Origin of the sequence: Rhizobium sp. SYY.PMSO, assembly GCF_046840415.1 — a bacterium.
Classification (GTDB): Bacteria; Pseudomonadota; Alphaproteobacteria; order Rhizobiales; family Rhizobiaceae; genus Rhizobium.
Map to the genome: position 1 here is coordinate 1239759 of NZ_CP177351.1, position 20476 is coordinate 1260234.

Annotated in this window: 19 protein-coding genes; 6 read left to right on the plus strand and 13 right to left on the minus strand. The window is 61.0% G+C overall.

All coding sequences use genetic code 11. The annotated features are described in order from the left end of the window. Nucleotides 1–53: 53 nt before the first annotated feature. Complete coding sequence (locus ACJJVH_RS32415; RefSeq protein WP_412066500.1) at nucleotides 54–989, minus strand: LysR family transcriptional regulator; 936 nt, start codon at nucleotides 987–989, stop codon at nucleotides 54–56. Nucleotides 990–1113: 124 nt separating this feature from the next. On the opposite strand from ACJJVH_RS32415, the gene ACJJVH_RS32420 reads away from it, so the two are divergent. The 4 genes from ACJJVH_RS32420 to ACJJVH_RS32435 are packed head-to-tail and all read left to right on the plus strand — an operon-like array spanning nucleotide 1114 to nucleotide 6145. Further along, nucleotides 1114–1479, plus strand: a complete 366-nt coding sequence (locus ACJJVH_RS32420; protein ID WP_412066501.1) for a cupin domain-containing protein — start codon at nucleotides 1114–1116, stop codon at nucleotides 1477–1479. A gap of 23 nt (nucleotides 1480–1502) precedes the next feature. Further along, a complete protein-coding gene (locus tag ACJJVH_RS32425) occupies nucleotides 1503–2948 on the plus strand; it encodes an NAD(P)/FAD-dependent oxidoreductase (RefSeq protein ID WP_412066502.1) in 1446 nt (481 codons plus the stop codon). Nucleotides 2949–2965: 17 nt separating this feature from the next. Further along, the gene (locus tag ACJJVH_RS32430; RefSeq protein ID WP_113423437.1) at nucleotides 2966–4411 is read left to right on the plus strand and encodes an aldehyde dehydrogenase family protein; all 1446 of its coding nucleotides are present in this window, start codon (nucleotides 2966–2968) and stop codon (nucleotides 4409–4411) included. A gap of 54 nt (nucleotides 4412–4465) precedes the next feature. Beyond that, nucleotides 4466–6145, plus strand: coding sequence for an amidohydrolase (locus ACJJVH_RS32435; RefSeq protein WP_412066503.1), 1680 nt, complete (start codon nucleotides 4466–4468; stop codon nucleotides 6143–6145). Nucleotides 6146–6273: 128 nt separating this feature from the next. Here ACJJVH_RS32435 and ACJJVH_RS32440 read toward each other — a convergent pair whose 3' ends face one another. From ACJJVH_RS32440 to ACJJVH_RS32470, 7 genes are all read right to left on the minus strand, one after another. Then, nucleotides 6274–7290: a cupin domain-containing protein gene (locus ACJJVH_RS32440; protein WP_112794799.1), complete on the minus strand. Its 1017-nt coding sequence runs from the start codon at nucleotides 7288–7290 to the stop codon at nucleotides 6274–6276. 77 nt (nucleotides 7291–7367) lie between these two features. Next, a complete protein-coding gene (locus ACJJVH_RS32445) occupies nucleotides 7368–8168 on the minus strand; it encodes an alpha/beta hydrolase fold domain-containing protein (RefSeq protein WP_412066504.1) in 801 nt (266 codons plus the stop codon). A 39-nt stretch (nucleotides 8169–8207) separates the two neighbouring features. Next, nucleotides 8208–9053 carry a fumarylacetoacetate hydrolase family protein gene (locus ACJJVH_RS32450; protein ID WP_113400299.1) on the minus strand — a complete coding sequence of 282 codons (846 nt, stop codon included), beginning with the start codon at nucleotides 9051–9053 and terminating at the stop codon, nucleotides 8208–8210. 40 nt (nucleotides 9054–9093) lie between these two features. Continuing rightward, nucleotides 9094–10404: an MFS transporter gene (locus ACJJVH_RS32455; protein WP_113400301.1), complete on the minus strand. Its 1311-nt coding sequence runs from the start codon at nucleotides 10402–10404 to the stop codon at nucleotides 9094–9096. Between the two features lie 48 nt (nucleotides 10405–10452). Beyond that, a complete protein-coding gene (locus tag ACJJVH_RS32460; RefSeq protein WP_412066961.1) occupies nucleotides 10453–11949 on the minus strand; it encodes a bifunctional 3-(3-hydroxy-phenyl)propionate/3-hydroxycinnamic acid hydroxylase in 1497 nt (498 codons plus the stop codon). A gap of 118 nt (nucleotides 11950–12067) precedes the next feature. After that, nucleotides 12068–12958 (minus strand): VOC family protein, encoded by an 891-nt coding sequence (locus ACJJVH_RS32465; RefSeq protein WP_412066505.1) that lies wholly within the window; start codon nucleotides 12956–12958, stop codon nucleotides 12068–12070. Continuing rightward, a complete protein-coding gene (locus ACJJVH_RS32470; RefSeq protein WP_412066506.1) occupies nucleotides 12906–14012 on the minus strand; it encodes an amidohydrolase family protein in 1107 nt (368 codons plus the stop codon). The genes ACJJVH_RS32465 and ACJJVH_RS32470 overlap by 53 nt, the downstream gene beginning before the upstream one ends. A 123-nt stretch (nucleotides 14013–14135) precedes the next feature. Between ACJJVH_RS32470 and ACJJVH_RS32475 the strand changes: the two genes are divergently transcribed. Beyond that, nucleotides 14136–14828, plus strand: coding sequence for a GntR family transcriptional regulator (locus ACJJVH_RS32475; protein ID WP_112794794.1), 693 nt, complete (start codon nucleotides 14136–14138; stop codon nucleotides 14826–14828). Nucleotides 14829–15534: 706 nt separating this feature from the next. On the opposite strand, the gene ACJJVH_RS32480 is transcribed toward ACJJVH_RS32475, so the two are convergent. The 5 genes from ACJJVH_RS32480 to ACJJVH_RS32500 are packed head-to-tail and all read right to left on the minus strand — an operon-like array spanning nucleotide 15535 to nucleotide 19247. Continuing rightward, on the minus strand, nucleotides 15535–15747 hold the full coding sequence (locus ACJJVH_RS32480; RefSeq protein WP_412066507.1) for a hypothetical protein: 213 nt from the start codon (nucleotides 15745–15747) through the stop codon (nucleotides 15535–15537). A 16-nt stretch (nucleotides 15748–15763) separates the two neighbouring features. Then, the gene (locus ACJJVH_RS32485) at nucleotides 15764–16864 is read right to left on the minus strand and encodes a 4-oxalomesaconate tautomerase (protein WP_412066508.1); all 1101 of its coding nucleotides are present in this window, start codon (nucleotides 16862–16864) and stop codon (nucleotides 15764–15766) included. After that, nucleotides 16857–17528, minus strand: a complete 672-nt coding sequence (locus tag ACJJVH_RS32490) for a 4-carboxy-4-hydroxy-2-oxoadipate aldolase/oxaloacetate decarboxylase (RefSeq protein ID WP_412066509.1) — start codon at nucleotides 17526–17528, stop codon at nucleotides 16857–16859. The genes ACJJVH_RS32485 and ACJJVH_RS32490 overlap by 8 nt, the downstream gene beginning before the upstream one ends. Nucleotide 17529: 1 nt before the next feature. Beyond that, complete coding sequence (locus tag ACJJVH_RS32495; RefSeq protein WP_113423448.1) at nucleotides 17530–18492, minus strand: VOC family protein; 963 nt, start codon at nucleotides 18490–18492, stop codon at nucleotides 17530–17532. A gap of 20 nt (nucleotides 18493–18512) precedes the next feature. Beyond that, nucleotides 18513–19247 carry a PIG-L deacetylase family protein gene (locus ACJJVH_RS32500; RefSeq protein WP_112794790.1) on the minus strand — a complete coding sequence of 245 codons (735 nt, stop codon included), beginning with the start codon at nucleotides 19245–19247 and terminating at the stop codon, nucleotides 18513–18515. A gap of 281 nt (nucleotides 19248–19528) precedes the next feature. Here ACJJVH_RS32500 and ACJJVH_RS32505 point away from each other — a divergent pair, with 281 nt between their 5' ends. After that, on the plus strand, nucleotides 19529–20383 hold the full coding sequence (locus ACJJVH_RS32505; RefSeq protein WP_412066510.1) for a branched-chain amino acid ABC transporter permease: 855 nt from the start codon (nucleotides 19529–19531) through the stop codon (nucleotides 20381–20383). Nucleotides 20384–20476 lie beyond the last annotated feature (93 nt).

Below are 20476 nucleotides of genomic sequence, written 5' to 3' on the forward strand. Positions count from 1 at the left end.
ATTTTGCGTTGAGAAAACCCAATGTATCAGGCGGCAGACTCGCCAAAGAGCCTTTAGACGTCGGCCGTTTCGGTCGCTTTGACGCGGCCCTGAGCACGAGACCGGTAAAGACCGATCAGCTTTTCGCGGAAGACCTGAAACGTCTTCGGATGCGCGCCGCTTCTATAGACCAATTGCATTGTGCAGTCGAAATTGTCTTCGTGGGGAGGAAGCTTTCTGAGCCGGTCGGCGCGCAGATAGGGCGAGACGGCATGATCGGGCAACAGGCCGATATAGCTGCCACTCAATATAAACATGAGCTGCGCCTCGATCTGGTCGACGATACGGTCGGCTTCGATGACCTGCTGGCTTTTTTTCCGCTCGCGGCTCCAATAGCCCCTATGCACCCAGTTGCATTTGTCCATCTCCAGCTGGGTGATGCCTTCGTCCGGGGTGGAAAAAAGCGGATGAGCCTTGCCGCAGTAGACCGAGTGGCTTTCCTCATACAGGTTCGTATAGGATAATCCCTTGATCTTGTTGTCGAAACTCCCAATCCCTGCGTGGATGTCCCCCTCGGCCAACCGGCGAAGAATGGCTCCCGGTTTCTCGACCTCGATCTCGATGCGGATACCGGGCGCTTCCTCCGTGATCTTGTGGACAACCTCGGGTAGCCTGAACACCGGATCGGATGCGACGCAATCGACAACAGCAATCTTGAGCTGGCCGACAAGGCTGCCTTTCAATGCGGTCAATGACATCGAGTGCTGGTCAATCCGCCGCAGGAGATCAACGGCCACTTCGTGAACCTGCAGCCCTTTCTCGGTGAGCTGGAAGCCGCGCCTGCCACGCTGGCAGAGGATAACACCCAGTCGCGTCTCCAATGCGGTGATATGATTGGAGATTGTCGGCTGGCTCAAGCCGAGCTCGGCTTGTGCGGCCGAGAATCCCCCGTTGCGAACCACGGAGTCGAATACGGAAAGGAGATGCAGATCGGCGCCTGAGATTTTCATCCATTCATTGAGAACGACAAATCCAAGGCGATGTAAAGCGTGATTTTTCGAGCGGCAGTCTCTGCCTATCATCCTGACGAATATGGCGATGTGTCGTCGCCCGACTTCAGACAGGAGATTTACAGTGACCTCAGTTATTCGACTTTCCCGTGACGGCCTGAGCGCGGGCGCTATGGAAGCCTGCTCGGTCGTTCCGCCCGAAGCCGTCCTCAGTGGCTCGGCCACCGAGACAGGCGCGATGCACTACGAGTCGAAAAACGGCAAGTTCCTGATCGGGACCTGGGAGTGCACGCCTTACGCCGAAACGCTCAGCTACCCGGAAACCAGCGAATTTTGCCTGGTGATCACGGGCAAGGTCGCACTGACCAACCCCGATGGTACGGTCCAGACGTTCGGCCCTGGAGACAGCTATATCGTCCCGAAGGGCTTCGAGGGGCGATTCGAGGTGCTTGAAACGCTGCGTAAGGTCTACGTCCTCTTCAATGACTGATCCTGCGGCCGAACGGGCGGCCAATGTGGCCGCCCGCCCGACCCCTTCCCCCTTATGCGAGCCCCTTATGCGAGATTGCAATGCTTGGTGAACGCGCACTGGCGAACGTCACATTCTACCCATTCTGGCTCGATCGCCCGGATGCGCCAGCGCCCAACGCGCGGCTTGTCGGCAACACGGAAGCAGACCTGCTGATTGTCGGCGGAGGCTTCACGGGGCTTTGGGCAGCGATCCTGGCAAAGGAGGCTGACCCTTCGCAAAACGTCGTGCTCATAGAGGCCGAGAACATCGCCTCCGGCGCGTCGGGGCGACCAGGCGCCATCGTCTCGACGTCGGTCATGCACGGTCTGCACAACGCGATCAGAATATTTCCCAAGGACATTGCCACCCTCGAAGCACTTGGACAGGCCAATATAGCGGGCTTTCTGGCCACTCTTGATCGATACGGAATTGATTGCGATGCCGAGTGGAATGGCGAGCTGACCGTCGCCGTCGGGAAAGGAAGCACGCCTGTCCTGCGGCAAGAGTATGAATTACACAAGCAGCACGGCCATGAGGTGATGCTTCTGGATGCGGACGAAACGCGCCGGCAACTGAACTCTCCTCTCTTCGAGGGCGGCCTCTGGGCAAAGAAGAACAGCGGCACCCTGCACCCGGCAAAACTGGCATGGGGCTTGAAGCGGGCCGCGCTAACGCTCGGCGTCCGCATTCACGAATACACGCCGCTCGGAGAACTGGCCGATGAAGGAGGCACGGTTGTCGCATCGACCCGGGACGGCCGCATCCGGGCTGGGAAAGTGCTGCTGGCGACAAGCGCGTTCGCGGCCGGTCATCCGCATATCAAAAAGCGCGTTGCCATGGTGCGGGACCGGATCCTGATGACGCAGCCCCTGACCGATGAGCAGATGGACCGGATCGGCTGGAAAAACCGCCAGGGCGTCTATGACACCCGCACTCAGCTCAATTATATGCGCCTGACGCGAGACAATCGCATTCTCTTCGGCGGGCGCCTGGGTTATTTCTTCGGCGGTCCTCGTGATCCGCGTCTTGATCGCACGCCAGCGCCTTATACGCGGCTCGCCGAAGCATTCTTCCGCACATTCCCGCAACTTGACGATGTCGGCTTCACCCATGCCTGGAGTGGTCCTATCGACCTGACCACCCGCATGGCGGTGCATCTCCAAACCTATCATGGCGGAAAGGTCGTGTACGCCGGTGGCTACTCAGGCTTTGGTGTCTCCGCCAGCCGCTTTGGTGCCGATATGGGCCTTGCGAAGCTGATGGGCTCCAATCGTCCTGAACTCGATTGCGATTTTGCGAGCACAATGCCGGGAACAATCCCTCCCGAGCCGTTTCGCTACCTGGGCGCGCGCCTGACGATGTATGCGCTCGACACCGCGGATGCCAAAGGCGGGTGGCGAAATCTCTGGCTCAAATTCGTTGGAAAGCTCGGCTTTCCGCTGTCCTGAATACAGGGAATGAAATCATGAACCCTTTCGATCGCAATGAATCCACGTTCATAAACGGCGCGTGGGAGGTCGGGCTAGGCGCCGCGGTGCTCGACGTCATCGATCCCGCAACTGAAAGATCCGTCGCAAGGGTCGGGACGACGAGCAGCGAGCAGGTAAACCGTGCGGCAGCAGCGGCCGCGCGCGCGTTCGAGCCTTGGTCGGGTCTGCCGGGCGAGACCCGCGCCCGCTATCTGAGAGACTTCGCGCGGGGGCTGGAGAGCCGTGCGCCGGACCTCATCACGCTCCAGATGATCAACAGCGGCAAACCTCGCCTTGAGGCTTCCATCGATCTCGCCGACGCGATTGCGACCTTCGACTATTATGCTGACCTTGCCGAACAGATGGATCGAGGACAGGACGCGGAAACGATACTGGGCGAAGGAGCCCACAAGGGGCGCGTACGGCATGAGGCAATAGGCCCGGTCGGCCTCATCGTTCCATGGAATTTCCCGCTGGTCACGAGCGCCTGGAAAATCGCCCCGGCGCTCGCCGCCGGCTGCACGGTCGTTCTCAAGCCCTCCGAATTCACGCCTCTGGCCGAACTGTCCTATGGCGATATCGCTAAGGAGATCGGGTTGCCGGCAGGCGTGCTGAACATCGTCACCGGGGCGGCCGAGGTCGGCAAGGCGCTGACGAGCGCCCGCCCGTTGCGAAAGATATCGTTCACCGGCTCGAACGCAGCCGGGTCGAAGGTGATGGCGGCAGCCGCGGCTCGCGGCCTTCCGGTCGCTCTCGAACTCGGCGGCAAATCGGCAATCGTGGTGACGGAAGACGCAGATCTCGACCTGGCGGTCGAGTGTGTGACGGCCGGCATCTTCTTCAATGCGGGCCAGGTTTGCTCGGCCACGTCCCGCCTGATCGTTCACGGGAAAATCGAAAGCAAACTGCTGGAAGCGCTCGCGGAGCGCGTGCGCGGCATGACGGTCGGATCGCCCTTCGCCGAGACTTGCGACATGGGCCCGCTCACCACATCCGCGCAGTTGCGAAAGGTCGAGGCCTATTTCGCGACCGCCCGCGACGAGGGTTGCGATTGCCTCATCGGCGGCCATAGGCTTGACGGATGCGGATATTTCGTCGCTCCCACCATCTATCGCGACGTCGATCCGGCAAGCCCGATCTGGTCCGAAGAAATATTCGGCCCCGTTCTTGCGACACGGCGGTTCGACAGCGATGCGGAGGCGATTGCACTGGCGAACGACTCCGAATTCGGACTGGCGGCCAGCATCGTCTCCGGAGATCCTGACCGGGCCAATCGGCTGGCGCGCCGGATCGAGGCAGGTCATATCTGGATCAATACGCCGCAAATCGTCTATCCGCAAAGCGCCTGGGGCGGCTTCAAGTCGAGCGGAATCGGGCGGGAACTCGGCCCATGGGGCCTCGCAAGCTATCAGGGCGTCAAGCACGTCACCTCGGCGAGTTAATCGACCTCACCGCCCAACCGGAAAACCAACGTAAATATCTCATCGGGAGGACCCATGACTGTCATAGCAGATCTGATCATTCGCAACGCAGCGATCAGGACCATGAACGAAGCCCAACCGAGCGCTCGGAGCCTGGCGGTGTTGGGCAACCGGATTATCCGGGTCGGATCGGACGCCGACTGCCGGGATCTGGAAGGACCGGAAACGAAGGTCATCGATGCGCGTGGAGGCACTGTCCTGCCAGGTTTCAACGAGGCGCATCTGCACATCTTCGGGGGGAGCGTCAGTCTGCAGCAGCTTTCGATTGCAACGGTCAAGGGGGTAAGCGACCTTGCCACGCGCATTGCCGACTGGCGGGCGCAGAATCCCGGACTTGGCTTTATCGTCGGCCACTCCGCGCCATATAACTTCATCTCGGATGAGAGAATGCCGACGCGCGAGGATCTCGATGCCGCGTGCCCTGATCTTCCGGTGTTCATCTCTTCCGCGGATCATCACACGGCCTGGGCAAATACGGCAGCCCTCAGGCTTGCCGGCATCGAGCATGGAGCGTCGGTGCGCTCGGGAAGCGAGGTGATGATGGGGGCTGACGGGCTCGCAACCGGAGAGCTCAGAGAGGCACCGGCCATGAACCTGGTTTATGCGCTCTCTCCATCCGGAGGCAGAGACATGCTCGGCTCGGTCACCAGCGCCGAAGAATGCGGGATATCCGCGGAAGAGCGCGCAGCCGACATGGCATCGTTGCGCAAGGGGCTGGCATTCTGCGCGGAGAACGGCATCACCTCCATCCAGAACATGGACGGAAACTACTATCAACTCGATATGCTGCGCGAGCTTGAAGCAAACGGCGAGCTGCCGGTCCGCGTTCGCGTGCCCTATCTGTTCAAGCCAGGTTCGGCTCCAGAGGAACTGCGCAGCGCCGCCGAATGGCGTGAGGAGTTTCAGAGCGATTTCGTGACCTCCGACTTCGTCAAACTGTTTGCCGATGGCGTCGTGGAATCGGGAACAGCGGTGCTTGTCGATGGCTATATGGACGCGCCCACGGAAAACGGAACGCCGCTTTTTTCCGATAACGATCTGAACGATGCGATCGGATTGGCTGATGCTCTCGGGCTGCAGGTTGCCGTCCACGCGATCGGCGACGGGGCGGTTCGGCAAGTCCTCAATGCCTATGAAACCGCCCGCAAAGCCAATGGCAAACGGGATTCCCGTCATCGCATCGAGCATATCGAACTGTTGCAGGATAGCGATTTTCCGCGGTTTGCCGAGCTTGGCGTCGTCGCGTCCATGCAGCCTGCCCATCCGCCGGCAGCCATGGACTTTCCGGAAGAGACCTATCTGCCGCGAATCGGCAAGGATCGCGAGGATATCGCCTTCCGCACCCGCGAGCTGCTTGAAGCGGGCGTGCCGCTTGTCTTCTCCTCCGATTGGCCGATTGCCCGGCTGGCCCCGCTCGCAAGCGTTCAGGCAGCGGTGAACCGGCGTCCATGGCGGGAAGGCGGCAAGGACCAATCGGTCACTGTCGATCAGGCTCTTTTCGCCTATACCCGCGCCGGCGCGTGGGTGGAGTTCAAGGAAGATCAGAAGGGCAAACTGGCACCCGGCTATCTCGCCGATATCACGATACTGGATGATGATATTTCGAAGCGGTCCGTGTCGGAGTTCTCCAACGTCTCAGTCGCCGTGACGATCTGCAACGCGCGGATCACCTTTTCGAAGAACGACGCCTGCTGACTTCGTCACCTGGCGAGAATAAAGGGTGGGAGCTCGCGTCAACGGCGTGAGCTCCAGAGGATATTCGAGAACCGAGCGACAACAGATGAGACGGGCGTGAGACGCGTCGAGGCGATCGCACCATGGTCTCAGCCCGCCATCCCGGTGTCCTTCAGGCTGGTATTGGCAATCGCCGCCACGATTGCCTGATCGTTCGTTTGCGGCGAGAAGGTGAACTCCTCGGTCATGACACCGAGATCGTCCCAGAAACTCAGTCCTTCGCCATTCGCAGCGCTGAGCAGCCAGCGTGCATGGCCGGCGGTGACCTCGGTCGAATAGGCGGTGCCAGCCGGAATGTTGGCGAAATCGCCAGCTTCGAGCCGATGGGTTTCGCCGGAGAGCGTCAGCTTCAAAGCGCCTTCCAGAAGGTACAGGCTGAGATGCGTCCGCTCATGCCGGATCGACGGCATCGTTGCCCCGCGGCCCGCCTCGATCGTACGCATATCCACCTTCCCGTCGCAGATCTCCGGTGCGAGAACCTGGGTTGAGAGATGGCCGTTGAGACGGCGACGCCTTCCATAGCCGGCCTGCAACACGTAGGATTGTGGCTCCTCCGGCAGGACGCGATCGGTCGCATCGCCCGGCGAAACCTCGGCATAGGTCGCAGATGCAACGCGCATTACCCCGAAGCGCTGCATGGCGGGGCCCATCCTGGAAAAGTCGAAGGGATGGTTTATCGGCGGCAGTCCCGGCAGCTCCCATGGCGTGCCCGCATTGTCGAAGAAGCCCTCCCAGCCTCCCGGGGCGACAATGCCGAAGAACTGCGTGCGCGGCGCGACCGACTGGTAGGAATGGATGTGATTTGGGCGAACATAGGCAAAGTCGCCCTCCGTCAGCACGCGAGAAATGCCGTTGGCCCAAATGCGCAGGCGTCCACGGGTGCAAAACCAGGTATCGTGTTCGCGCTCGTGATAATGTAGCGGAATCGGCTGCCGGTCGATCGTCGCCTCGCAAATGACGGCGCCGTAGCCGCCAGCCGTCTCATCGACTCCCGCCAGAATGCGGACTACCTGCCCGGCAACCACGAGGGCGCGGCCTTCGCCCTGACGCAGCACATAGGGAACCGCCCCGCCGGCAAGGTTCGTCTTGATATCCGGATTCGACATGGCTTTCCTGCCTCTTCTCGCTCATTACGTTGAAAGGTGGTGCCCCGCAGCCTCTGCCGCAGGACAAACTTTGATCTTCACGCCGCCGTCGCGACCAGATTGCGCTTGAAAAACCGGACAAGCGCAGGAGCCACGCGAGCCGAAAAGCTTCCGGACGCCTCCGGACTCTCCTCCGAAAACCACAGATGCGGCGCATCCGGCAGCTCGACGACCGTTACCGGATAGCCCGCCTGGCGAAGCGCACGGGCAAAGCCAGCCGATTGTTCCGGCGCGATATCGCGGTCCAGATGTCCCCAGCAGAGGAAGACCGGCATGCTGCGATCATAGGTGATCTGCCGCAACGGCGAGGCGCGATGATAAAGTTGCGGATCGACAAACGGCCGCGCGCCCAGCATGCGCTCGGTCTTGTCGAGGGCCGTGACGCTGTTGGAATCGCGATCGGCCTGCCAATGCGCCAGCAGGTCGTAGACGCCGTAAATACCGGCAAAGACCTTTGGCGTTGGGCAGTCGAACTCGGCAGAAAGGCTGACCAGCGCGCCGAGATGGCCACCGGCGGAGACGCCCAGCACCCCGATGCGCTCAGGATCGATCCCATGCTCTGCGCCGTGCCGGGCGAAGAACCGCAAGGCTGCCGCCACGTCCTCGGCGTTTCCCGGAAAGACCGGCTTGGCGCCCGCCCGGCGGTAATCGATGCTGGCGAAGGCCAAACCGGCCTTTGCCAGATGTTTGCCCCACGCCGCGAGCGCTCCACGATGACCCCGCACCCATCCCCCGCCAGAGATGCCCGTGACGAGCGGAAACGGTCCCTTTCCCTCCGGAAGGTATAGATCTGCGTGCAGCTCAGCGCCATCGGCTTCTGCGAACGTGATCGTCCTCATCTCCTCTCCTTTCCAAGAGCAACGCGGTTTTATGGCCGATCACGCTTCCTGCGTGATCGGATTTCTCAGGATGCCGAGCTTGTCGATCTCGACTTCGACGATATCGCCGGGCTTCATCCACAAAGGCGGATTGCGCTTGGCGCCGACGCCGCCCGGCGTGCCGGTTGCGATGACGTCGCCGGCTTCCAGCCGAGTGAAGGTCGAGCAATACTCGATCTGGCGCGCGATATCGAAGATCATGTGGGCGAAGGTCGCATCCTGAACCACCTGACTATTGAGCCGGGTCTGGATACGCAGCTCGGGCAAAGGACCGAGCTCATCCGGCGTCATCATCCACGGACCGAACGCGCCGGTATCGGGGAAGTTCTTGCCGGGCGTGAACTGGTGTGTATGCCGTTGGAAATCCCGCACGCTGCCGTCATTGTAGATGGCATAGCCGGCGACGTGGCTCAGCGCGTCCTGGCGGGAGATATAGCGTCCCGGTTTTCCAATGATGACGGCGAGTTCGCCTTCATAATCGAGATCGCCGGATACCTTCGGACGAACGATCGGCGCGAGATGTCCGGTCTGGCTGTTCGAGTAGCGGGCGAAGATGGTCGGATTTTCGACCTCCGCACGCCCGGTTTCCTGACGGTGCATCTCGTAGTTCAATCCGACGCAGAGGATCTTGTCCGGGTTCGGAATGACGGGCAGCCATTCGATGTCCGCAATCGGGGTCGATACGGCGGACGAGGCCGCCTCCTCCACGCCTGCGAGGCCGGCGCCGATCGCCGCCTTGAGATCCGCATAGCGACCGGCAAGTACGGCGCCGACGTCGCGGAAACTGTCGCCCTCGACGACGCCCCAAGTCGCACAGCCGGCGACCTTAACGGTAGACAATCTCATGTTCTTTCTCCTGTAGCTTTCTAAGAGGGAGGCGGGCCGATCAGGCCTGCTGTGTTTGATCGGCGAAGCGCGACAGCTTGCCGAAGCGTTCGATCGTCCGGTCCGGAAAGATCAAGGCAAAGGCGGAAACGGCGCCGATGATGAGGATCGCTGCCGTGAACATCATCGCATTGGCATAGCCGAGCGGCAGTTGGTCGGGGCCGGCGGCCTGGACGATCATGCCGGTCACGGCATTCGAAGCGAGTGCCGATATGGCATTGGCCGAATAGATGACGACGATCAGCTTGCCGCGCTGAACGGCGGGGGCGACCGCACCGAGCGTGATCGGGCCGTAGATGGTCGTGAGGCTCGGTGCCGCAAAGGCGACAGCAATCAGGGCCAGTTGCAGTGCGCCGGAGACATGCACCGAGCAGATCAGCGCGATCCCGCTGACGAGAAGCGCATAGCCGGAGGCGCTGCCGAGCGTCGTACGCTTGCTCACGCCCCTCTGCAACATGCGCTGCGCAATCCAGGAACCGAGCAGGAGCAACGGCGACTGGAAGATGTAGACGGCCGAAATGATGGAACCGGTCTGGGGCTGCGAATATCCGAGCCCCTGCTGCAGGAAGGGCGGTAGCCAGGTAGCCGACATGCCGACGATCCAGTAGGACATCGTCGACATGATGATGACGCCGATGACGGTCGGATCAAGCCATAGACGGCGCGCCGGAACCGGGGCATCGGACGCGGCGACAGCCGCACGCTTCTCGTCGGACGCCGAATACGGGCCTTCTCCGCCAATGAACAGCCAGGCAATGATCCAGCAAATGCCGATCACGCCACAGAACAGGAAGCCGCTGCGCCAGCCATACTGCACGATAATGTAGGTCAGGAGCGGACCGCCGGCGAGCAGCCCGACGCTGATACCCTGCAGCACGATCGCGCTCGGAACGCTGCGTTTCTCGGGGCTGAACCAGTTATGCGCCGCATGCAGCGCCGTCGGCAGGCCGGGGCCTTCTCCGAGGCCGAGCAGAATACGGCAAATGACCAGAACCGTCACCGAACCAGTGAAATAGATCGGGATCTGGGTCAGAGACCAGACCGCGGCCAGGGTCACGAGAATCCATTTCACCGGCACCCGGCCGATGACGAAAAGCCCGACGACGACGCCCGAGATCGAAAACAGGAGAAAGAAGCTGCTGCCGATCAGGCCGAACTGCTGCGGCGTGATCTGAAGCTCCTTCATCATCGGCACGGCGGAAAGGCCGAAAACCAGTTTGTCGAAGAAATTGAGCGTCTGGAAGAGAAAGAGCAGAATGAGGACGGCAAACGGACGCCAGTGGCTTCCGCTGCGGAATGTCGGATCGGTCATGTTTTCCTCCCAGGAACCGGTGTTCAATCGTGAAGCCTGCACCGGCCGTCAGGCGAGACGACCGCGCAGCTCCGTAAGCTGTTGACGAAGGCTGTCGACGTCGTTGGCGGCGCCGAAAACGTAGTGGTCCGGACGAACGATGACGCCAACGGCATGATGCCGGTCGAACCAGCCGGCGAGCACATCATCCTTCTCCTTGAGCACCGAGGGCTCTTGCACATCGACACTGCGCGGAACGACGGAGCGTACGGTGAGGCCCTCGATATCGCTGCCAAGATCGGAGCATTCGCCTGCATTCACGTTCCGGCCGTCGATGAAGACGCGCCAGCCCGTTCCGACCACCTGGTCGAGCAGACGCAATGCGCCCTGCTCGACGATGACCGGCTGCGGAAACAGCAGTCCGCGTGCAGGGGTCCCCTCTGCTGCGATCAAGCCTTCCTCGATCGGCGGCACGATTTCCTGGCGAGTGATCGTCAGCGGCTGTCCACCGCCTTCCGCCAGAATCCGCGCGTCGCGGGCCTCGGCGGCTTGGGGGTCCCGCTCACAGACATTCTGGCCGATCGCCTTGATCTTGCCGGTGAGGCTGCGGACATGGCGTCCGCGCTCGACGGTATAGGTGTCCAGAAGGTCGGGCGAGGACTGTCCTTTGAGCACGCGATCGAGCTTCCAGACGAGGTTCGAAACGTCGCGCAGCCCCTGGCACATGCCCTGGCCGATGAAAGGAGGCTGCTGATGCGCCGCATCGCCGGCGATGGCGACGCGACCACGGCGCCAGACATCAGCGACCAGCGCGTGGAAGCGGTAGGCCGCAGCACGCCACAATTCGCCATCCTGCGGCGTCAGCCACGGAGCAAGCAGCTTCCAGACGTTTTCCGGCTTCTCCATTTCCCGCGGATCTTCGCCTTGCAGAAGCATGATCTCCCAGCGGCGATGATTTTCCGGCCCCATGATAAAGCTTGTCGGCCGCGCCGGATCGCAGAACTGCGCCGACGTCGACGGCAGCTTGCCGAGCACCTCCTCATGCACCTTGACGTCGACGACCAGCCAGGGTTCGTCGAAGACGAGATCCTCGAGCTTCATGCCGGAATGCTGACGAACAGTGCTCCATGCGCCATCGCAGCCGATCATGAAGCGCGCCGATACCGTCCGGACATTGCCGCCGGCATCCTTCAATCTCGCGACCACCTCTTCGCCGGTATCCGAAAAGTCGATCAGTTCGGTCCCCAGCTCGATCGTCACGCAATCGAAGCTTCCGGCATGGTTGCGCAGCACCGCCTCGACCGGCGGCTGAGTAAAGACCATGCTCGGCGTGTAACCAAGCGGATAGGGTTGGGCCACCATGTCGATGCGGCGGATCAGCTGGCCTTTGGCTCCGAAATGCTGCGAGGCCGTGAATGGCGCGACGAAGGGACGGATCGCCTCGGCCACGCCCATATTGTCGAAATGGCGGAATATCTCATGGTCGAGTGCAATTGCTCTCGGCTTGTCGTAGATGCCGGTCAGCCGGTCGACGACCAGCGTTGAATACCCCTTTTGCCCGAGCATACCGGCGGCAACCGCTCCGGCCGGTCCAAAACCGACCACCAGGACATCGTAACGACCGGAAACTTCATTTTCGCTATGCACTTGGAAACCTCTGAATTGCTTGTCTTTCACCGATCCGTCACTTGGCGAAACCGATCGTCAGCTGAGCCTTCTTACAGGCCTCGCTCTTTGGCGCGGCGATACCCCAGTGATCTGTGCGGCCCGGCGGCCACGTCCATTCGGACGGCCCCTTGACCTTGTAACCGTCATCGACCTGCAGCACCTCAGCGGTGTACTCGACCACGACTCCCATCGGATCGACGAAGTAGGCAAACACATTGTCTCCCGGACCATGCCGGCCGATACCCCAGCCGATCGGCGTCCCGGCATCGACGACCCGGCCGGAGCCGCGCATCACCGATTCCAGGTCCGGCATCAGAAAAGCGATATGGTTGAGGCCATTCGCGGCCGCTTCCGCGAGCACGACGGCATGATGGTCATCGTTGCAACGCAGGAATGCCATCATCTTCGAACGGTCGGTCAGGCGAAAACCAAGGACGGACTGATAGAAGGAAGAGAGCCCCTCAACATCGTTGCTGTTGACGTTGACATGCGCGAGGCGGCAGGGACGATTGGCGACGAGTTTTGCCTGCTTGCGGATATCGCCATGCACGAATTCGAGAACCGAGCCTTGCGGCTCGCGCACCACGAAGCGGTGTCCCCCCGATGGTGCATCAGCCTCTCCGAGCTCGCGCAACGCAGTGCAGCCCGCCGCAACGGTGCGACCTGCCAACATTTGCAGATCCGACGAGGAGCCGACGCGGAAGCTGATCTTGCGCAACTCGGAGCGCTCGCCGGCCTTCAGCTCGAGTACGTGAAAGTCATCGCCGGTCGCGGCAAGAAAGACCTTGCCCCCCGCCTCCGCGACGACGTCGAGACCCCAGACGCGGTTATAGAAATCGACGGAGCCGGCGATATCAGGAGTTGACAGCTCGACGCTGCGCAAACTCGTCACGGGAAAGTCGCTCATTTGAAAAAACCTTGTCTAGACCAAGAAAATCCAGGGCGTTCCGGAAGATCAAACGATCGCGGAGAGCCTCGTCGGCAAACGCCGACTGGATGCTGGCGACCGGATCCGCATCCCGGAAATTGAAGGGATAATCAGTACCGATCATCACCCGATCCTCGCCGAAGACGGAGACGGCGCGGCGAAGCGTCTCGACATCGAAGACGAGAGAATCGACGTAGATTCTGCGGGCCTGGACGATGGGGGACTCCGCCATGCTCTCCCGCAAGGCGGGGAAGGCAAAATAGCCCTGCTGCAGCCTCGGCAGCAGCGAGGCAAATGTGCCGCCGCCATGGCTGAAGGCGATCCGAAGTCGCGGAAACTTCAAAAGCAATCCACTCGTGATGACGGATGCCGCGGCAAGACCGACGTCCGTCGGGTAGCCCAGCACCTGCTGCAAAGGCGCAGGCCCCACAAGCCGATCCATGCCCGCCGGGCGGACCGCATGGACGAAGATCGCCGCGCCCAGCTTTTCGGCTTCTTCGAAAAACGGATCAAGACGCGGATCGCCTACCGGCACTCCGTTGATATTGCTGCCGATCTCCACGCCGGCAAATCCCAGATCCAGAACCACTCGGCGAAGCTCTTCGATGGCGAGATCAAGATCCTGCAGAGCCACGCCGCCAAGCCCGACAAACCGCCCCTCGCCCTCCGCCACCAGTGCGGCAATGCTATCGTTCACATGACGCACGAGATCGTTGGCGGCGCCAGCCCGGATCCAATAGCCGAACAGCTCCGGCATGGGCGACAGAGCCTGGATGCGAATGCCCGTCTTATCCATCTCTTCCAGCCGCCGCTCCGCGACCCAGCAGGCATCGTTGACGGTCCGGTACGGCTTGTCATCGATGACTACGGTCGCGTGGCACTCGCCAGATGCAACCATCGAAGGCCAACCCTTCAGGGGGCCGGTCCCCGGCGCCTCGGGAAAGCGGGACGGGACGACGTGGCAATGAATATCAACACCGCCGCACAGGCAACCCGGCTTCAGCCGCAGGGAATTATCTCGCACTCCATCCATGACCATTCTCCTCGGAAAGAGGGTGTAATATACAAAATCTGAAATGCAAGCCAATAATTTATAAATTTTGCGAATTGCATCGCTACATGTATATAAAAGGCAGCTACGGCATCCGAGAGAATCATGAACACGAATTTGCTCAATCGAGGCGGAGAAAGCCCCGCAACGCTGGCGACCGGCATCTATGAACGGCTGAAGGCCGACATCCTTTCGGCCCGACTGGAGCCGGGGCGCAAGCTTCAGCTCCGCTTCCTTATGGAGCAGTACGGTGCCGGCCAGACGCCCTTGCGGGAGGCGCTCAACCGCCTGACCTCAGAAGACTTGGTCGTGGGCAAGGAGCAGCGCGGGTTTTTCGTCCAGTCGATCAGCCTGGACGAGCTGGCCGAACTGACCAAGACCCGCTGCTGGGTGGAGGGGCTGGCGCTTCGCGAATCAATGGCGAACGCCAACGCGGAGTGGGAGGAGGCCCTGCTCGTCGCCCATCACCGGCTTGACAGAACGCCACGTTCGCTTGATCCGGAACACTTTGAAAACAATCCGGAGTGGGACTTCCACCACCGGAATTTTCACGCGCTGCTGATCGGCAATTGTGCGTCCCGCCCGCTGATCGGTTTCTGCGAGCAACTGGCCGACAGGCTGCACCGCTATCGATCGCTATCCAGCCGCAAGGCGTTCAGAGTGCGGAATGTGGCCGAAGAACATGCAACCATTCTCAAGACGGTGCTCAACAGACAGGCCGAAGACGCCGTCCGTCTGCTGCAGCGGCATTATGAGCAAACAGCCGATTTCATTACGCAGGACCTGAGCACGAAATAGGTCTCCGGGTGGCCATGGACTGAGTCAAAAAGCAACTGCCGCAATGCCCGTGCGGGGCGAGCGGTGAGCTTTTCAGAACGGCCATAGGTCCATGACGGCGGGTCGTCCTCGGTGCCATTGGAGCACCGAGATCCGTTGGCTTGATCCGGCGGCTTCGGGCACCATGTCAAACGGAGCACAGAGCCGGCCGATCGGTACATCGGACACTTATCCCGAGCGCGATGCTATGCCGAGCCCATTCCCCAAGGCCCGCGATTTCCGGTAGTCAGGGCCGAGACCTCGGTATAATTTGCAATTTGAACGCAGTGCCTCATTTATTCAAAGCAAATGCTCGAGAAAGGTCCGCTCGTACCGTTTGAACGGCGGGTTTGTGCCGTATCGCAAATTCGCTTCGATACCGTCGGGATCTCTTCCGACCTCATCCCGATAGCGCAAGTAACTCGCATCATCAGGAAATGCGAAACGCGCGACGGCAACGACGGACGCATCCTCGTTCCCGACTGCCGGGAAGCTCATGGCGGCGCCAACGGGAGCCTGTCGAGAGATGAGATATCCGTCGTGTTTTCCGCCATGACGTTCGATAAGCCTCATCCAGGTCCGTGCGTATATCTTGAATTCGTCGAGGGCGTCCCGATCGATATGATAACGAACCTCGCAAACCACATGCGTCTCCGACATGAAGCTCTCCCCGACAAACAACTTCCGCTCAAGAACCATGATTCAAATACATGGTGGCGATCACTGCCGCAAATGGCGCTTTCAGGATGTCTGCCAGCACTTTCCCGCCGGATTGCCGCCTCAGGCCGGGAACTGGATCTCCTGCATGCATTGCACCGGTCAAGTCTGTCCGAAAAGAAAAAAGCGCGATCCCAAGACGGCAGCGCAACAAGAACAGTCCGGTGACGAAAGAGTCGTCCATCGCAAAAGGCGATCTTTCATGAGCTAGTCCCCATGGTGAGGGAATCTGGTTTCCGCACCTGCTCCGCGGGAAAGACATATCCGTCGAACAGCTTCCGCGCGGTCCTCACCGTGCCGGCCCCTGTCACGCTTCCGTGCGCGTCCACTTCCAGGAACACTTCCATTTCGCCCGTTGGATGCTCGATACGATACCGTCCGTCCGACGGTGCGGCGACAAGCTTGTTGGCGTGCGTTCCAGCGATGCGGGTTGCCGTTGCAACGGTAACGGCGGCCAGCACCCCGACTGAGGCATGGACCCGATGGGGTATGAAGCTACGCGTGTTGATCGCGCCACCCCTGACCGGTTCCGACACGAGAGTCATCTTCGGGACCGACGCCGTTCCGACATCGCCGAGGTTCATCATCCGCCCCGCCTGCAGGCGGATGGACTCGATCCGCTGCTTGAGTGCGTCGTTGGCTTCGATCTCTTCGCGCGTTTCCTGTCCTGTCAGGCCGAAGTCCGATGCTCGCATGATCACGCAAGGCATCCCGTTATCGATGAGCGTCGCCTCGACCCCGTCGATAACGTCGATCTCGTTGCCTGTCGGCAGAAGCGACCCGCACATCGAGCCTTCCGTATTGGTGAACAGGATCGGAACCGCAGCATGGTGTCCCGGCACGCCGGCGATGCCTGTAGCGCCGACATAGCTTACTCTGCCGCCCGGCGTGCTGACCTTGGCGACGGCGACTTCGCCGGAATTGACCATGTGGATTCTGACGGGAGTGACCTCGCCTGCGGCCGGCACCAGTCCCCGTTCGATCGCCGCCGGTCCGACGCCTGCGAGGATATTGCCGCAGCCCTGCGCATCGCTCACCAGCGCCTTGTCGACGAAAACCTGGAGAAACAGGTAATCGACATCGGCATCATCCCTGCTGGCCGGGGAAAGAACCGCGACCTTCGACGTCAGCGGATCGGCGCCGCCGATACCGTCGATCTGCCGCGGATCCGGAGAGCCCATGATTCTCAAGAGCAGTTCATCGCGCTCCGTCCTGTCGCCTGGAAGATCGCTGGCAATGAAATAGGCGCCTTTCGATGTGCCGCCGCGCATCCACAGGCAGCGGATGCCCTCCTCATACATATTTTAGTCCTTTTGCTTCCAGCTTCGGCCGCATCCCGTAGATATCCAAGCCGAGTTCGCCCGCCGCAAGCCGCTTGCGCTTGACGTCCTCGTTGGCAAGCCGCTTCTCCGTGGCAACCGCAACCTCTTCAGCTTCCGCGCGCTTGACGACGCAGACACCGTCATCATCGGCGATGATGACGTCGCCCGCCTCGATATAAGCGTTGGCGCATACGACCGGCACGTTCACCGAACCCAATGTCTCCTTGACCGTGCCCTGCGCTGAAACAGCCTTCGACCAGACCGGAAACTTCATGGCCGTCAGATCCCTGACGTCACGCACGCCGGCATCGATGATCAGTCCGCGGCAGCCGCGCGCAAGCGCCGATGTGGCAAGCAGGTCCCCAAAGTAGCCATCCTCGCTTGGCGAGGTCGGCGCAAGCACCAGAATGTCACCTTCCCTGATCTGCTCGATCGCAACGTGGATCATCCAATTGTCGCCGGGAGGTGCGGAAATCGTAACGGCCGATCCCGCGATCCGGGCACCGGGATAGATTGGCCGCATGTGGCTGGCAAGCAGGCCCTTGCGGCCCTGGGCCTCGTGCACGGTTGCAACGCCGGCAGCCGCAAGACGTTCGATGACCGAATGGTCCGCCCGTGTGATGTTCTGTACGACGACGCCCATTTTAGTCCCCTTTCGTCTCCACAGGCGGTGTGCCGTGGGTATGGAATGTCTCGATGGTCTTCAGGCCCCAGGCCTGCCCTTTCCTGCGCTCGGCCTCTGTCCAGACGACAGGCTCCCAATCCGGAGCAAGGATCAGGCGCGCGCCGGCATTGGCCAATTCGACCCGGTTGCCTGCGGGCTCCCAGACGTAGAGGAAGAAAGTCCCCTGGATCGCGTGCTTGTGCGGTCCGGTCTCGATATGCACACCGTTCTCGAGAAAAATGTCGGCGGCCCGGAGGATTTCTTCGCGCGTATCCGTCGCATAGGTGACGTGGTGCAGGCGCGCGTTGCCCTTTCCATGCTCCTCGGTGCAGGCGAGATCATATCCCTTGTTGTTGATCGTGAACCAGCAGCCGCCGATCCTGCCGTTGTCAAGCTGGATCATCTCGGTGACCCGCGAGCCAAGGCACGTCTGCATGAAGCGCCGGAATTCGGTGACATCGCTGGCCAGCAGGTTCAAATGATCCAGGCGGCGCGGGTGGCATCCCTGTCCATGATACCGGGATGCGATGTTTTTCAGTGCGGGCTTGTGCTCTTCCGGCGGCTGGTAGCGCACGGTATCGTAATAGATTTCGAATACGTGCCCGAACGGATCCTCGAAGCGGAAGGCCCGTCCGTGGCCCTGGTCGCCGTCAACCCAGCCGAGCACCTTATAGCCGCTCTCCTCGATCGCTTTCACCCTGCGCTCCAGCGCCTCCGGCGACGACGCGCGATAGGCGATGTGACCAACGCCCGTCGTGTGGTGGCGCGTCAGCTTCAGAGTGTGAAACTCGTAGTCGTCCCATGCCCGAAGATATGCGGAATTCTCTTCTTGAGCGGATAGCGTCAACCCATAGACGCGCAGAAAGAAATCGAGACTTTCATCGAACTTGTCCGTGTACATCTCGACGTGCGCCAGGTGCGCGATGTCGAAGCATGGCTCCATTTTCATCCTCCCGGGTTCGGTCAAAGTTCGTCGACCGTTCGCGGAAAGACCGACTGGAATCCTTCCGCATACTTCGATGCCCGACCACCGGACTGGCCGCCGGAATTACGCTGGAAGTGGTTGGCGCGATTCTGAGCGACACGCGTGTAGAATTCCCACAAATGCTCCTGGCCTTCCATGCATTCGATCGCGGCGCGCTTTTTCTCCCATACCGGGGTGATGTCGAGAAAGACGTCCGGCTTCCAGCCCATCTGTTCGGTCTGGTGCGGCTCGAAAAGGTACAGCTGCGGGGCGCCGAGCACCTTCTGGCCGGGATTATGTCCCCAGGCCTGGGCAATCATGCGGGCTTCAAGGGCGACTTGCGTGGCATACATGTGGTCCGTGTTGTAGGGATCGTACTGGGAGTGGCTCAGCATGAAGGCGGGCTGCACGTCGCGGATCACGTCTACGAGACGATACTTGTCCTCGTCCGTCAATCGCAGCGGATAATCGCCGAGGTCGAAGCTGACGAGATCATGGACGCCGAGCGCTTTCGCAGCCCTCTCCGCCTCGTTACGCCTTGCCGCCTTGACCTTCTCCAGCGTCATGCCGCTCTCTTTCCAAAGCTTGGCTGACTCTCCGCGCTCACCGAACGAGAGGCAGACGACCGTTACGTCATACCCCTTGTCCGCGTGCAGGGCGATCGCGCCTCCGCAGCGCCAGACGAAATCGGCGGCATGGGCGCTAACGACGAGTGCGGTCTTCTTTTCCGACATTTGATGTCTCCTTCCTGTTGGGGAGATATCACGCCCTGAAGAGCGGTTTGCCAATTTGGAACTAAGGCCGATCCGATAATATTTGGCTATAGGCAACTGTCGAGACCCGCGAAACCCTACGCACATTATAGCTATTTGTTATGTCTTGCGGGCCATTTTGAAATAGCCTTCCATCCCCGATGCCTCCACGTTAACGCGAGAAAACCGGGCCCGATTTCGACGGGTCCGCAACGTGACGTGCTGCCCGAGAATCAAGAACATCGGCCGCACGGGGAGGAAACATGTTGACCCTTCTGTTCGATGGGCTGGCCTATGGGATGCTGTTGTTCGTATTGTCGTGCGGACTGGCGGTCACCCTCGGGCTGATGAACTTCATCAACCTGGCGCATGGCGCCTTCGCTATGGCTGGCGGCTATGTCACCGTCGTCCTGACGAACCGCTGGGGCGTTCCATTCCTGCTGACCCTGCCGATCGCCTGCATTGTCACCGCGATCGCGGGTCTTGTGCTGGAACGGACGCTCTATACCAGGCTGTTCGACAAGACCCACCTCGATCAGGTCCTCTTCTCGATCGGCATCGTCTTCATCGCGGTCGCAGGCGTCGACTATCTGATGGGGTCCCAGCAGCAGATCCTCAATCTGCCGGACTTCCTGAAGGGCCGCGTGTTCGTTTTCGGCGTCGGGATCGGCGTCTACCGCGCATTCCTGGTCCTCGTCTGCGGAGCCCTTGCAGCCTGCTTGCAACTCGTCCTGAGCCGTACCCGTTTCGGCAGCAGGCTACGGGCCTCGGTCGACGATCGGCGCGTGGCCCGCGGCGTCGGCATCCGTGTCAACACCATCTTCGCGGCGACCTTCGCCGTCGGTTCGGGCCTTGCCGGACTGGGGGGAGCGCTCGGCGCGGAAATCCTCGGGCTCGATCCGACCTTCCCGCTGAAATTCATGGTCTACTTCCTGATCGTGGTATCGGTCGGCGGGACATCCAGCATGACCGGACCGCTCGTTGCCTCGATCTTGCTCGGGGTGGCTGACGTCCTCGGCAAATACTACGTGCCGTCGCTCGGCGGCTTCATCATCTATATCGTGCTGGTGGCGGTTCTCGTTGTTCGTCCCCAGGGCCTGTTCTCGAGGGCCGGCTGATGGCGCTCGCGAAAGAGTCAAGCAAAGCACTTTCGGCCGCGGTCAAAGCGAGCTTGAAGCACCAGACGCGCTGGGGGCTGCTGGAGGTCCTTT

Coding starts and splice junctions, on each gene's coding strand:
- ACJJVH_RS32415 (WP_412066500.1), bottom strand. CDS start 989: ATGAAAATCTCAGGCGCCGATCTGCATCTCCTTTCCGTATTCGACTCC.
- ACJJVH_RS32425 (WP_412066502.1), top strand. CDS start 1,503: ATGTGGCCGCCCGCCCGACCCCTTCCCCCTTATGCGAGCCCCTTATGC.
- ACJJVH_RS32430 (WP_113423437.1), top strand. CDS start 2,966: ATGAACCCTTTCGATCGCAATGAATCCACGTTCATAAACGGCGCGTGG.
- ACJJVH_RS32435 (WP_412066503.1), top strand. CDS start 4,466: ATGACTGTCATAGCAGATCTGATCATTCGCAACGCAGCGATCAGGACC.
- ACJJVH_RS32440 (WP_112794799.1), bottom strand. CDS start 7,290: ATGTCGAATCCGGATATCAAGACGAACCTTGCCGGCGGGGCGGTTCCC.
- ACJJVH_RS32445 (WP_412066504.1), bottom strand. CDS start 8,168: ATGAGGACGATCACGTTCGCAGAAGCCGATGGCGCTGAGCTGCACGCA.
- ACJJVH_RS32450 (WP_113400299.1), bottom strand. CDS start 9,053: ATGAGATTGTCTACCGTTAAGGTCGCCGGCTGTGCGACTTGGGGCGTC.
- ACJJVH_RS32455 (WP_113400301.1), bottom strand. CDS start 10,404: ATGACCGATCCGACATTCCGCAGCGGAAGCCACTGGCGTCCGTTTGCC.
- ACJJVH_RS32460 (WP_412066961.1), bottom strand. CDS start 11,949: ATGCTCGGGCAAAAGGGGTATTCAACGCTGGTCGTCGACCGGCTGACC.
- ACJJVH_RS32465 (WP_412066505.1), bottom strand. CDS start 12,958: ATGAGCGACTTTCCCGTGACGAGTTTGCGCAGCGTCGAGCTGTCAACT.
- ACJJVH_RS32470 (WP_412066506.1), bottom strand. CDS start 14,012: ATGGATGGAGTGCGAGATAATTCCCTGCGGCTGAAGCCGGGTTGCCTG.
- ACJJVH_RS32475 (WP_112794794.1), top strand. CDS start 14,136: ATGAACACGAATTTGCTCAATCGAGGCGGAGAAAGCCCCGCAACGCTG.
- ACJJVH_RS32480 (WP_412066507.1), bottom strand. CDS start 15,747: ATGGACGACTCTTTCGTCACCGGACTGTTCTTGTTGCGCTGCCGTCTT.
- ACJJVH_RS32485 (WP_412066508.1), bottom strand. CDS start 16,864: ATGTATGAGGAGGGCATCCGCTGCCTGTGGATGCGCGGCGGCACATCG.
- ACJJVH_RS32490 (WP_412066509.1), bottom strand. CDS start 17,528: ATGGGCGTCGTCGTACAGAACATCACACGGGCGGACCATTCGGTCATC.
- ACJJVH_RS32495 (WP_113423448.1), bottom strand. CDS start 18,492: ATGGAGCCATGCTTCGACATCGCGCACCTGGCGCACGTCGAGATGTAC.
- ACJJVH_RS32500 (WP_112794790.1), bottom strand. CDS start 19,247: ATGTCGGAAAAGAAGACCGCACTCGTCGTTAGCGCCCATGCCGCCGAT.
- ACJJVH_RS32505 (WP_412066510.1), top strand. CDS start 19,529: ATGTTGACCCTTCTGTTCGATGGGCTGGCCTATGGGATGCTGTTGTTC.